Annotated in this window: 15 protein-coding genes and 1 pseudogene; all 16 read left to right on the plus strand. The window is 43.1% G+C overall.

Annotated features, from left to right (window positions below; translation table 11 throughout):
* Positions 1 to 61: 61 nt before the first annotated feature.
* Complete coding sequence (locus tag FEF09_RS35220) at positions 62 to 166, plus strand: RagB/SusD family nutrient uptake outer membrane protein (protein WP_409994911.1); 105 nt, start codon at positions 62 to 64, stop codon at positions 164 to 166.
* A 1445-nt stretch (positions 167 to 1611) separates the two neighbouring features.
* The gene (locus FEF09_RS34290) at positions 1612 to 1953 is read left to right on the plus strand and encodes a sugar-binding domain-containing protein (protein ID WP_261387942.1); all 342 of its coding nucleotides are present in this window, start codon (positions 1612 to 1614) and stop codon (positions 1951 to 1953) included.
* Between the two features lie 5 nt (positions 1954 to 1958).
* A complete protein-coding gene (locus FEF09_RS32420) occupies positions 1959 to 2639 on the plus strand; it encodes a glycoside hydrolase family 2 TIM barrel-domain containing protein (protein WP_222597278.1) in 681 nt (226 codons plus the stop codon).
* 17 nt (positions 2640 to 2656) lie between these two features.
* Entirely contained in the window at positions 2657 to 3262 is a 606-nt protein-coding gene (locus FEF09_RS32425; protein WP_146308466.1) for a hypothetical protein, read from the plus strand.
* A gap of 89 nt (positions 3263 to 3351) precedes the next feature.
* A complete protein-coding gene (locus tag FEF09_RS29705) occupies positions 3352 to 3861 on the plus strand; it encodes a hypothetical protein (RefSeq protein ID WP_146308468.1) in 510 nt (169 codons plus the stop codon).
* A gap of 67 nt (positions 3862 to 3928) precedes the next feature.
* Positions 3929 to 4486, plus strand: coding sequence for a DUF6934 family protein (locus FEF09_RS29710; RefSeq protein WP_146308470.1), 558 nt, complete (start codon positions 3929 to 3931; stop codon positions 4484 to 4486).
* A 31-nt stretch (positions 4487 to 4517) separates the two neighbouring features.
* Positions 4518 to 4691 (plus strand): hypothetical protein, encoded by a 174-nt coding sequence (locus tag FEF09_RS31260; protein WP_186774628.1) that lies wholly within the window; start codon positions 4518 to 4520, stop codon positions 4689 to 4691.
* 220 nt (positions 4692 to 4911) lie between these two features.
* The gene (locus FEF09_RS29715) at positions 4912 to 5406 is read left to right on the plus strand and encodes a type VI secretion system transmembrane protein TssO (RefSeq protein ID WP_146308472.1); all 495 of its coding nucleotides are present in this window, start codon (positions 4912 to 4914) and stop codon (positions 5404 to 5406) included.
* A gap of 45 nt (positions 5407 to 5451) precedes the next feature.
* Positions 5452 to 6393 (plus strand): PKD domain-containing protein, encoded by a 942-nt coding sequence (locus FEF09_RS29720; RefSeq protein WP_146308474.1) that lies wholly within the window; start codon positions 5452 to 5454, stop codon positions 6391 to 6393.
* Positions 6394 to 6399: 6 nt separating this feature from the next.
* Positions 6400 to 6786, plus strand: a complete 387-nt coding sequence (gene tssR / locus FEF09_RS35225) for a type VI secretion system protein TssR domain-containing protein (RefSeq protein WP_146308476.1) — start codon at positions 6400 to 6402, stop codon at positions 6784 to 6786.
* A 71-nt stretch (positions 6787 to 6857) separates the two neighbouring features.
* Positions 6858 to 8734 (plus strand): annotated as a pseudogene (locus FEF09_RS29730) (VWA domain-containing protein).
* An 8-nt stretch (positions 8735 to 8742) separates the two neighbouring features.
* Positions 8743 to 10524, plus strand: a complete 1782-nt coding sequence (locus tag FEF09_RS29735) for an AAA family ATPase (RefSeq protein WP_261387943.1) — start codon at positions 8743 to 8745, stop codon at positions 10522 to 10524.
* Between the two features lie 11 nt (positions 10525 to 10535).
* Positions 10536 to 11216, plus strand: a complete 681-nt coding sequence (locus FEF09_RS34295; RefSeq protein ID WP_261387944.1) for an AAA family ATPase — start codon at positions 10536 to 10538, stop codon at positions 11214 to 11216.
* 32 nt (positions 11217 to 11248) lie between these two features.
* Entirely contained in the window at positions 11249 to 11695 is a 447-nt protein-coding gene (locus FEF09_RS29740) for a hypothetical protein (protein WP_146308480.1), read from the plus strand.
* Between the two features lie 31 nt (positions 11696 to 11726).
* Positions 11727 to 13097 carry a DUF5458 family protein gene (locus FEF09_RS29745; RefSeq protein WP_146308481.1) on the plus strand — a complete coding sequence of 457 codons (1371 nt, stop codon included), beginning with the start codon at positions 11727 to 11729 and terminating at the stop codon, positions 13095 to 13097.
* 41 nt (positions 13098 to 13138) lie between these two features.
* On the plus strand, positions 13139 to 13260 hold a 122-nt coding region (tssD, locus tag FEF09_RS29750), incomplete at its 3' end, for a type VI secretion system tube protein TssD (RefSeq protein ID WP_315898207.1).

The raw sequence follows: 13260 nt of genomic DNA on the forward strand, positions 1-13260 counted from the left end.
CAGAGCAGAAGCTCGCGCCCGGCAGAATAAGATATTGGGAGCCAATAGTGCTGAAACGGATTTGAATAAAATACGAAGTCGTGCAGGACTTCCTGACACAAAAGCCAACAATCAACAGACAGTGCTGGATGCTATTGCAAAAGAAAGACAAGTCGAGTTGTTTTAGAATGGGGAGACAGATGGTTTAATCTTAAGCGCACAGGAAAAATAATGATGTGATGTCAAAGGTTACGCCATTGAAAGGAGGAACATGGCAACCTTATAAAGCACTTTTCCCAATTCCTTATAATGAATTTAAATACAATCCGGCTTTAAGAGGTCACCAGAATACTGGCTACACAGAACAGCCATAGACCGATTATTTAATTTAATAACTTTTTAATTAACTCTAATGAATATAAAGACACTTGCACTTGCATTGATGGGTGCGTTTGATATGGGCTTGTAAGAAAGAGGACGCAGATGTTCGGGGTGCGGCAGCCGCGATTAATCTGGTTAATGCAATAGCGGCAGATGATAATACGGATTTGAGTATGAATTTCACAGGTCAGAATATAATTCATGCAACGAGTTTAAAATTGACTTATTGGGCCTGGGATGGAATGAATTCTAATGGCTTACTCACGTTTGGAATCCTACAGACAAGGCAGTGCCCTTGATCGTTGCTTTGGCAAAAGACACGACTAAATTGGTATTCAATCAGACAGTCAATGCTAAACCTGGAGAGTCCTATTCTCTTTTTATAGGTGGCAAAATTGAAAGTACGGGCTTTATTGTAAAGGACTCATTGCTTGAAATGAAAGACAGTAGTACCGCTGTCAGGTTTGTCAATATGTCTCAGGATATAAGTTCGTAACCATAAACCATCGCTGGTAAACCCAACGGATCAGAAGTTACTCAGTTAAATTACCGACAGGCAACTGACTTTAGAAATATACTGCCAGATCCAATGACCTTGTATACACATTTGAATTTCGTGATAAAGTGAGTGGCGATATTATAGCAAGTTATACCTACAGCAATATTGCAAGATTCGGCATGTTACATTGTTACTGCGTGGCCTGAAGGACAACTGGCCTGGACTGGAAGTTGTCCGGATAAATAATTGGTGACCATATTTTTTCACTATATCAGCATGATCGGATGACTTTTAAATATCCGTATTGGGTCATGCTGTCAGCATTTACGATTGTCAAACAAAACACAAAGTGATGCAAAGATTAAAACGTTTAGCAACGTTACTATTGTTACTGCGTCTGGCTACAGGTGCTACTGCCCAGACGAACATTAGTTGGGAAATGAAGCCTGCGAACATTCAGACGCGTTGGGCAAGAGATGTTAATCCCCAGGTGACATTGCCTGAGTACCGCGTCCTCAGATGGTCCGTAGTGAATGGTCTAACCTTAATGGTTTATGGGACTATGCTATTACACAGAAAGACGGGACGGCTCCCGCAGCGTATGATGGTAAGATTTTAGTGCCTTTTCCTTTAGAATCAGCTTTATCCGGCGTGAAAAAAGCTTTACAACCTGATGAGTCGTTGTGGTATAGACGAAAATTTGCAAAACCACATGCCGCGCAGGTGAACGGGTTTTATTGCATTTTGGGGCCGTGGATTACGAGGCAACGGTTTTTGTGAACGGCAAGGAAATAACAAAGCATACAGGAGGTTATCAGAGATTTTCAGTTGATATTACAGATGTATTGAAAGGTGGAGATAATGAATTGTCGGTTAAAGTATACGATCCTTCGGATCTCGGACCGAATCCGCATGGCAAACAAGTATTGAATCCGGAGGGTATTATGTACACGCCTAGTAGTGGCATCTGGCAAACGGTCTGGTTGGAGGTCGTCCCGCAATCTTATATAGCCTCGTTGAGATTTACACCGGATATAGATAAACAGGAAATCAGAGTAGGGGTTAATGTGGCAAATAATTCAACGTTTCCATAGATGATTTGAGTAATGATTTTTATTCAGGGAAGGATTTGTCAGGGTATACAGCAAAAGTTAGTATTAAAAAGGGTAATGCTGTAATAAAAGAGTTAGTATCGCAAGTTGGCAAAGATATAACATTGAAGGTGCCTACACCAAGATTGTGGAGTCCGGATGATCCGTTTTTGTATGATGTTGAGGTGTTACTGATGGAGAATGGTAAGCAGGTTGATAAAGTGGGCAGTTATTTTGGGATGCGTAAAATTGCGATTCAGAAAGATGAAAAGGGAGTAGAACGTATTTTTCTGAATAATAAATATACTTATAATTTAGGGACACTTGATCAGGGGTTCTGGCCGGATGGTTTATATACAGCACCTACTGACGAAGCATTGAAATTTGATATAGAAGCAGCAAAATCGATGGGTTTTAATACGATTCGAAAGCATATTAAGATAGAGCCGGATCGTTGGTATTTTCATGCAGATAAATTGGGGATGCTTGTATGGCAGGATATGGTAAATCCCGGTAATGACAGTAAAGAGGCCCAAATTCAGTTTGAAAAGGAGAATAAGGTAAATATTGCACAATTGTATAATCATCCTTCTATTGTGACCTGGGTGTTGTTTAATGAGAAATGGGGACAGTATGATCAGGAACGACTGACTAAATGGATGAAAGGATATGATCCACACGACTGGTGAATGGGCATTCAGGTGAAATGTTATTTGTAAATGATCAGTTACGTAGTCCTTCTCCTGATGCATGGGTAGGGGCAGATATGACAGATGTGCATTCTTACCCTTTACCGCGTAATCCGGAGCATCAGGCTGGTAAAGCGATGGTTTTAGGTGAATTTGGAGGTATTGGTGTGCCGGTTGAAGGGCATTTGTGGAATGATCTGGTAGCTGGCTGGGGCTATGATGGTGTAGTTACACCGTTAATGATGCAAAAGCAGTATACCGCAATGGTTGATTCATTGAAAGTGCTTGAGGAACTTGGACTGAGTGCGTCTATTTATACGCAACCTTTTGATGTGGAGTCAGAACAGAATGGAATAATGACATATGATCGGAGTATCATTAAGCTGCCTGTAGCTGTTATCAGAAATATTCATCAGAAATTATGGCCGACAACGGCGAATTATGTTGTAGCTACCAAGGGATTCTCTGCTGTTGTGGCAGATACCATTAATAAGTCTTATGCTGTCGTGTTAGAAGAGTTTAATAAAGGACGTAAGGATTCAGCATTTCTTCGAAAGGTGGCTTTAATGGCACAAAAAATAGCGATCTGCAAACTGCAACAAGAGCGGCGGATGAATATATAGCCTCGTTACGTGACCCGTTAGTAGAAAGTAATCTTAGATTTATTACACAATTTACGGTAAATACAAAATCGTCTGGCTTTAAAATATTAATGGATAACCGAGAGAAAGTGAATAGCATTTTGGGAAAGGATATAGCAGAATCTAATTTAACAAGGGCTATCGAAATAGATGAAATTACGCCATTTACAAAAGCAGGAATGACGCCGGATTGGAAGGCAATGGAAAAAAGTGCAACTAGTAAGTATGGAGATCTTGGCGAGGAGATTGTTTGGCAAACTAGAGTATTTTATTCAATTAACCATCAGGATTGGAAAGGATTTGGTGAGTCGTTAAAACCCTGGTTTGATAAATATGGTTATAAACGATTCTGGATTAACGCTGGTCTGATTAATAATGTTGCATGGGCAGCATTCGAACATACGGATAATAAAGATGCATTAGAAGCTGCAGCAAAAATGGCTTCCCATGGTTTGAAAGAAAATGAAATGTCTGCTTTAATAGATACATACGCCAATCTGTTGTATAAACTTGGTAAAAAGAAGAAGCATTACATTGGCAGGAGAAAGCATTTGCGGCGGATCCGGGTAATAATGATATAAAGGTGAATTTTGAGAAGATGAAACGCGGTGAGCCTACCTGGCCAGCTGTTCATTGATCTGTTTATTGATGTTAGGTATTCATCAAACAGGAGGCAATTATCCTCCCTGTTGTTGTCAGTTTGCCTGGCATCAATATGTGTTTGAAATATTTAATTACCACTCTTTATGCAATCTTATGAATGCTGACATATATCCGTATCAAACCGATCATTTTTGTATCGCTTTTGAATTCCAGAGTGAGGGGCCGAATGGACAGATCAGAAAAATTGTACAATATGATGAGATTAATCAGCTGAAGGATGGGACTCCTGTGTTAGCCATTTCCTTTGGGGACTGGGATGAAGAAAAACAGGACTTTAACGAATTAAAGGTTTCTAATAACGCTGACACAATGAAAGTTTTATATACCATTGCTGCCACTATCAAGGAAGTTACTGAAAGCATGAATGTTGCTGTGTTTGGACAGGGAAGTACATCTGCTCGTAACAGGCTATATCAGATGGCTATCAGTATGCAATTAACACAGATAGAGAAAGACTTCAACGTATTTGGATTAACGGCTTTCGAATGGGAATGTTTTAAGAAAGGCAGTAGTTATAAAGCGTTTTTTTTTACAAGAAAATAATTTACATTTGCGATAAAGAGAAATAAATCGTATGGCATTAAATTTTTCTAAAAAGAAAGACGAAAAGTCTAAAACTGTAAAAGCTAAAGTTAGCTCATCCAAAAAGGATTGCAGTGACAGTGCGTTTTTTGCCAAAAAGGTAGAAGAAGCTAAACGTACGCTTGAACAATTTGGATTGCCAAAGGAACTAAATGCACCGAAGTAAATATCGCATATTAAATATTTCGAAACGCTCCGCAATTGCGGGGCGTTTTTTTTGTTAAACATTTCTGAAAATATCTCCACCAACCCCATCATATATCATAAAATATTCATTCACACCGCTACCGGTGACCGATACTCCCACATTTGGGGATATCCCATGAATTGATTTATCCTCAATTTTGAGTCGTGAAATAATTGTGACAGATACACAAGAACGAACGATGATAAAACTTAGCGTAAAAGAACGAAGGGAACAATTTTTATTCCTTGGCGGAATATTTTTGTTCACCGTTAGCCTCCTCGGATTTGGATTGTTTCATGATTTTGGAGATAGCAAAACCATATCAAAAGAGGACCTCACAGATAAAATTTCCCGCGATGCGGAGTTTGAAGAACTGGTAAAAGTACAACGTGCCACCATTGACACCGCCTATAAACAGATCGTCAACTTCGACCCCAGCGTGAAAGCCGTATTCCTGGAAAATGATATCCGGTATTCACTCGGATCTATCAGATCCAATTACGACAGACAGGCCTTTGACCCAAGATATAAGACCTTTCTGCAGGTATCCCTGTTATACAATACTTTTTTCTTTAACAGACGGGAACTGAAAGGGAATAGCAATGATATTGACAACCTCAGAAAGACACTGGAAGATTGTAAATTATCAACCCGACAACTGAAAGAAAGTATCGGGACGCAGGGTAACCATTAAGCCCTCAAAGTAACCATTATTCTTTTTAAGTAAACACAACACAACATGTTCGACCCAATCATAGACGATGCAAAGTCAGTGAACAGCAATTCGAGACGATCCATTTTTATTTATGTCATTATTGTTATCATGGCACTGACAGCATTCATCTTTCTTTTTAAAAACGTCTTCGCCGATAAACGCAGCAGTGACGCCAGCATCCTGAAAAATGAACTGTATATGAACGAAGAACTCGTCTATGCAGATAACACCAGCGGCGCAAAAAACTGGCGCTGGGAATTTGGCGACGGCAATAGCGCTAACACACAGAGTGGTACTTATCACTACGGAAAAGCCGGTTCCTATATCGTACGTCTTACGATAGATGGAGATATGCAGGTACAGTTTCCCGTAACGGTGAAAGACACAGTAATACAGCTGACAGACACAACACTCATCATCAACGGACCCACCTCCGGTGTAGTCAATGAAGAAGTCCGACTGGAAGCAGAAGGAAAAGGTACACAGTTTGAATGGTCCTTCGGAGAAACAGGCCGCGTAGATGTTAACGGTCGTACAGCCTTGTATACTTTCCGTAAGCCGGGCACCTATATGGTAAGGCTGATCAGCGATAAAAGTCATCCGGTCACTCATATGATGTATATCACCGACCCGAGTCTGGATACCGTACTGGTTGTACCCGGAGAAGGAGAACGTAAAATCATCGACGATATCCGTGCGCGCCTGCAGGCCATTGCCGACGGAGAAGACTTTAACAGTAATTACTACTACCTCATCAACAAATACCTGTGCGGTAACGAAAAGATCACAGTTGCCATTGATATGGACAGCACCAAAAAGAGTAGCGATTTCTATACCTACTGTATGGGACTCACATTCGGTGGAGAGATATCTGTCGATCAGGCACAGTTAACCATTAGTCCTAAAGCATCCTGCGCCACATTGTTAAACATTAAACAACATTCCGCCCGCACAGCGAATAAATAAGGAATCATGAAACACATATTTTCTCTTTTTATACTGCTTACTCAGGCGGTCTGGGTAAGTGCGCAGATAACTCTGCCCTTTCATCAGAAAGTAAAGGCCTTACCAGACGCTTTTGTAAAGCCTGCCGAAGATACAAGACTCAGTACACAGAAACCTACAACTGCCGCACCATGGGTCGTATTCTCCGACAGAGACGACAACTATACAACCACTACACCGGGTGGTAGTCTGGTGATGAAAAAGCTGACTTTCATGGAAGCTTTTTATGTGACAGAAGAAAAAGGTGGTTACGTTAAACTCGTAAAATACAACCCCGGATTACTCAACGGCAGAAAGATCAATAACAAAAAAGCGCAGTCAGCTATGGTTGGATCTCCCGCTGGAAACTATTGATGTGGAACAGATCTTGGTCTGATAACAGGACTGGTTTTCCGGAAAAGGCCATCGCCGTAATCAGTGATAAGATGCCTCTGACGTCTGCACAAACTTACTATGACCGTACCGACTCTGCCTTTGTATATAGTTCCCCGGAACTGAAACGCGCTGTAGCTAAAATCAGATTACACCAGATCAGTTATATCTATAAACGTTCTGAAGACGGCAGGAAATTCCTGATCGGTAATGAAACACAACTGGTCGCTGATAGCGCTGATAAGGGGATCTGTGGATGGATAGCGGCAGATGCTCTACACAACTGGGGAGATCGTTTATACATATCACCTGCTTCTCCTGCTGATGAGTCTGTGGTAGATTCCGCCTCTCTGGTATTACATCAGGAACACGCAGATCCGTTGTTGCGTGACGAGGACTTTATCCTTAAAAGCGCACCGGTACTGAATAATACAACAACAGGATATACAGTAGGCAAAACAGTCGATGTATACGATAAATCGCATAACACACTCATCACCATAGATGGATCTGCCTTACAATATAACGACTACCTCGATCTGCGAAAACATATCCATCGGTTGAATGTCGTATTTGTGATTGATGCCAGCAGTGCCATGAAGAAATACTATCCGGGATTAACCAACACGATTCAGTCTCTGGAAAATGTTTTCGGTGAATATGACAAACAACATCAACTGAGCTTCGGTGCTGTGGTATACCGGGATAATCAAAACTGTGTGGCACGTGGTATCGAAACCACCGGAGGAATTTATCCGGATTACCGCAAACTGATGACCTTTCTGGGTACACAAGCAGAGAAGACTGCACAATGCAATAACAATGTCACGGCTGAACCCATGTATGATGGGGTACGTGCTGCCTTAGATCTCTTCAGTACCCATCATAATGAAACTAACCTGATTATGCTGATAGGAAGCGTTGGTGACTCTACTGAACATTTCCGGCAACTCAGTGAACAGTTAGGTAAACAGAATGTTCGCCTGCTCACTATGCAGATGTACAGCGATTATAATGAGTGGTACAACAACTTCGTGTTGAATGCAAAGAAGCTGGTATCTGAATCCGCGGTCTATGCCTCCGAAGTAAAAAAGAAATTCCTGATTAATGGCGAAGGACTGGATGAACGTCATGCGTACAATATCAGTCAACAAGACTCAGTATCTTATTTCCTTGACTATCCGGAAAATAGTCTGGTACAAGGTGGAGTGGTATTCCCGACAAAAGGAGCAGTGAATTCCAAAAAGTATATCACAGAAGCCACGAGAAGATTCCTGCGGGAAACTGACTACGATATACGCACACAGATCACCTCACTGGATAGCGCCTTCAGATTGCGTGGTATCGCCAATGCGCATCTTTCTGAAACTGTAAAAGCGCAATTGCCGGCACCCGTAGGAGAAGATGTGGCAGACAGAATGCCGCATAACGGATTCAAATATTTTATGACAACAGATGTCCCTTCGGATGTAATAACCACGCATCCCGGATTGCTACAATATACACTGGTGCTGAATGCAGCAGAGTATAAACAGATGAATGACATTATTGCCTTTATGGCTGGTCAGAATCTGGTACCGGATCAGGCATCTTTCAGAAAGAAACTGGTGACTAACTACATCAGCATTCCCCGTAAGCTCCTTGATCTCGGTCTGTCAAAGAATGCCATCAGGTCCATGTCCCTGACTGAATACTTCAGGACTGTAACAGGCTTCCCCCTGCAACAAATGCCTTTCGATCGCTTTACCGTAGGCGATCTCAAAAAGACAACCGGATGCCCAAAGCCGATTTTGAAAATTATATCCGCTTCCTGATCCGTTCAGGAGAACAGATCAAGATCGCCACACAGGTAGGACAGCAGTTTATTTCCAACGGAAAGATCTACTACTACATCACAAGAGACAATTTCACTACTGACAACACAAAGTAAATAGCAGTATGAACATTTCGAATAGTAATGAATCGGTGAAGATTGCCATCAGGATCGCACAGTCCCTGGCAAAGGAATATCATAATAGTGAATTTACCCCCGCGCATCTGCTGAAAGCACTGATGCATAAAGAAGTGAGTCTTTACAGCTTCCTGACTGCCATCAATAAGGATGCTACATATATCGCAGAATGGGCAGAAGTGAGAATTGAGTCACTGGAGAAAACAGCACAGGTGGCAGATGAGGTGAAGGGCAGTAAGGAAATTGCCCGTGTCTTTGAAGAAGCTGACCACATCAGACTAAAGATCGGTGCTGACCTCATTAATCCGGTATGTGTATTGGCAGCCCTTTGTAAACCAACTGTCGGTTTCACAGTAGAACAATTGAAGTCGTTCCCTTTGAAAGAGCGGGACGTACTGGATGGTTTTATGCAGGATGAAGTACTCAGACAGGTCATAGCACCATCTGATCAGACAAGTACGAAACCCGGCACCGGCGTCATAGCCACTACCGCATTGTATAAGTACTGTATTGACCGTCTGGCGCCGGCACGTGAAGGGAAAACCGATCCGATCATAGGGAGGGATAAAGAATTACGCATGATGATGGAAATACTGTGTCGCCGTACCAAACCCAATGTCATCATTACCGGTGATGCCGGTGTGGGTAAGACAGCACTGGTAGATGGATTTGCAGCAGACATCGTAGCAGGTGAAGTACCTGAACAATTGAAACATACACAGCTCTTCGAACTGGACCTCGGTGCACTGATTGCAGGTGCCTCCTATAAAGGAGAAACAGAGGATCGTCTGAAGAACATCCTGAAGGAAATCAAACAGTTCGACAAAGCAGTGCTCTTCATTGACGAAATACATACCCTGGATAGTAAAGGCCCTTTGGGAGCTGGTATCGGTAATCTGCTCAAGCCGGAGCTGGCCAGAGGTGAGATCACCGTGATAGGCGCGACAACACTCGAAGAGTACCGTAAATACATAGAACCTGAGCAGGCATTCAGCAGACGATTTGAAGTGTTGCAAATAGGAGAACCTACAGCAGCTGCAGCGATCCGCATGCTGGAGAAACTAAGCGGACGCTATGCCGCTCATCACCACTTACAGATACAACCCGCTGCATTGGCGGACTGTGTACACCTTGCAAAACGCTATATGAAAGACCGCCGTTTACCGGATGCTGCTTTCGACCTGCTGGATCGTACACTGGCTGCCATCAGACTGATGAATGACACCAGCACCAAAATATTAGATGATCTGCAGATAGCCTTACAGGCATTGCTGTCGGCAGAAACACCGGCCTCACTCAGTGACTATCAGTGGTTATATACACAATTGAAGGATAAAGTTAGTCCGGTGCTGCTGGGACAACTACAAGACGAAACAGCCGTCGCCGGTTTCGAAACCAATGAACAATATCAGGAATACCTGAGCAGGACACTGCTTGCCTTGCAACAACTCGCTACCGTACCGATACTGGAAGTCAGCGGACATGAAATAGCGGCTATCGTCTCTTATAAGACCGGTATCCCATTGGGTAAGATCCAGTCACAGGAAAGGGAAAAACTGCTCAATATGGTGCCTTTCCTGAAGAATAGGGTGGTAGGACAGGACCATGCGCTCAAAGTGGTGGCAGATGCCATCCTCGAATCCCGGAGCGGACTGAATAAAAAAGGTCAGCCCATCGGCTCTTTCTTCCTGCTGGGACCTACTGGTACCGGTAAAACAGAACTGGCAAAGTCTATCGCGGAATTTTATTCAATGACGAGAAAGCCATGATCCGCTTTGATATGTCTGAGTTCAAGGAAGAACATTCCGCAGCATTGCTGTATGGCGCTCCTCCGGGATATGTAGGTTATGAGGAAGGCGGACTGCTGGTCAATAAGATCAGACAACAGCCATATACAGTGTTGTTGTTTGACGAAATAGAAAAGGCTCATCCTTCTGTATTTGACACTTTCCTGCAGATCCTCGATGAAGGCCATATGCACGACCGGCTTGGTAAAGAGGGCGACTTCTCCAACAGTCTGATACTGTTCACTTCGAATATCGGCAGCGAACAGATAGCAACACAGATCAGCCGTGGCGAGATACCGCCTTCACAACAACTACTGGAAATCATGTCTCCTTATTTCCGGCCAGAATTTCTGGCCCGCTTGTCGGAGATCGTGCCCTTCGCACCTATCAGTGAACAAAATGTAGTACGCATTTTCGAAATGCAACTGAATAGTCTGACAGTCGCATTACAGCAACAAGGGATCCGTCTGCGTGTGGAAGAGGAAGCAGCACGCATGCTGGCATTGGGAGGATTCAATCCTAAGTACGGCGCAAGACAACTATCGGGTGTCATCCGTAATGAACTGCGCAGACCAATCTCGCGCTTTATCATCGCCGGCGATGTAAAGAAAGGACAGGAAATCCGGGTGGATAGAAATGCGGTGGAAGAGAAACTGGAATGGAGCATACAATAACAACGTAATCATCACTTGTAAATAATAATACCATGTTTAACTACGAAATAGGCGGCAACGAAAGAAAGATCGACACCTCGGAGGCATTTGCTGACATTGCCTACAATAAAACCCTCTTTGTACAGAAGCTGACGGATAACGATCCGGTCAGACCGGAAAAAGTGGAAGGTCTGAAGACCGTACAGGAGGTGTTCAATCACTATAAACCCAATGTGAATGTAGAATTTGAAAGATATGACGGCTCTTTTGCAAATGAGAACCTGCAGTTTAATAATCTGGGTGATTTTTCTATTAAGAGCATCGTCGGACAAAGCCAGCATCTCAATAATGTGAGCATTGAAAAGGAAATGTCCATGAGCGTGATCAAACAACTGAAGTCTAACAAGACCTTAAAGACAACGCTGGACAATGAAGAGACAAAGAACGCATTCATCAGTGCACTCAAGAATTTCATCACTGAACTGGAAGAGAATAAATAACCGGCACATTGTGCTATAAAAATAATCTGATATGGCAAGTACCGAAAAACAACAGGCGGCCGGTGTTCAAACCGCGGAAAAGACAGTGAAAGCAGAACTGTCCCTTGCAGATAGTCTCGAAAAACTGGCCCGTGTAGGTGGCATCGATCTGCTGGAAACAGCAATAGACGGTTTACAGAACCTGAATCCTGACAGAAAGGCCCGCAAACAGATCTTTCTGACTGGTAACGAAAAGCGCAAAGAGCGGGAAGAACTGAAAAAGAAAATCCGTCTCTGGATAGATATACTGGAAAATGCAGACTCCGTGGCCACGATGATAGAACGTAGTAATGAACGTCTGCAGGTAGCCGAAGAAAACATTAATAAGAACATCGGTATTGCACTGAAAGCAACCCGTGAACTGGAACAGTCTTATCGTGCAGTCAACCTCTTCTACCAGAACACAGAAGCAGATAAACTCAAGAATGTGGTGCTGCTGAATGCTTCTCAGGAACAGATACAGGATCTCGATAATCCCCGCTTTATCGAATATGTAAATGATGAACTGAAACAGAAATATGACCGGCTGGATTTGCGGGAGAACTATTCTCTGTTGGTAGTCCCCGGTTATATGGGTTCCAATAAAGTAGTGGAGAAATGGGCGGCTATTGCCTATAAACACAAAGCAATGCTGATCACGGATTTCGCTGATCTGGATCACCCTGATGACGTGATCGACCTGTTCACCGAAGCAAACCTCACTGGTGGAGACGCTTACAGATCCAATGTGATTATGACCTGCAACTGGCTGATCGGCCGTGGTAAAGTACAGGAAGTAGGAGAAAATGATGACCTCACGGTACCCGGTTCGGCTGCGCTGGCTGGTAAGATGTACCACACGCTCATGTCACAGGTGACCGCCGGTAAGAAGCATGGTTCCATGAATGATGTGGATGGCGTACGCTTCGAACTGAAGAAGAGCGAGATCTCTCATCTGGAAAGACTCGGTCTGGTACCGATGGTGAATGAATATGGTAAAGTAATGGCCTTCTCTGCCAAAACGCTCTTTAACGGTGATAACATTGGTTTACAGACCTATTCAGTAGTAAGAGTATTCGACTATATCACCAAAGTACTCTTCGACTTCCTCAACAGACGCGCGTTTGAAAACTGGACCTCTAAAACGGAGAAAGACCTGCGTGGTCAGATCGTCAAATTCCTTGACAGGATACAAGGTCCGGACCGCCTGATAGAACATTTCAAGATCATGCGTTTTGAAAGAGATGAAGTGCAGAAAGATACCATTCATCTCGACATTCATATCACTCCTTATTTCCCTGCAAAGAGTTTTGTGGTAAAACTCGATGGCTACAAAGGAGAAGACGAAGCTACCACCTGGGCGTCAGAATACGCGCAACAATAACAAACAAACCATAAAACATAAACATTTAAAAAATTACAGTTATGGCCTTCAAAGCAACCTTGACCTTCTCTGGTAAACAATATGATGTATTACAGTGCTCTTATTCCATGTACCGCGATGTGGATCTGAAAGGCAGACCAACTTCCGGTGTATACGGTGGTAA

This window comes from Chitinophaga pinensis, assembly GCF_007896845.1.
Classification (GTDB): Bacteria; Bacteroidota; Bacteroidia; order Chitinophagales; family Chitinophagaceae; genus Chitinophaga; species Chitinophaga pinensis_C.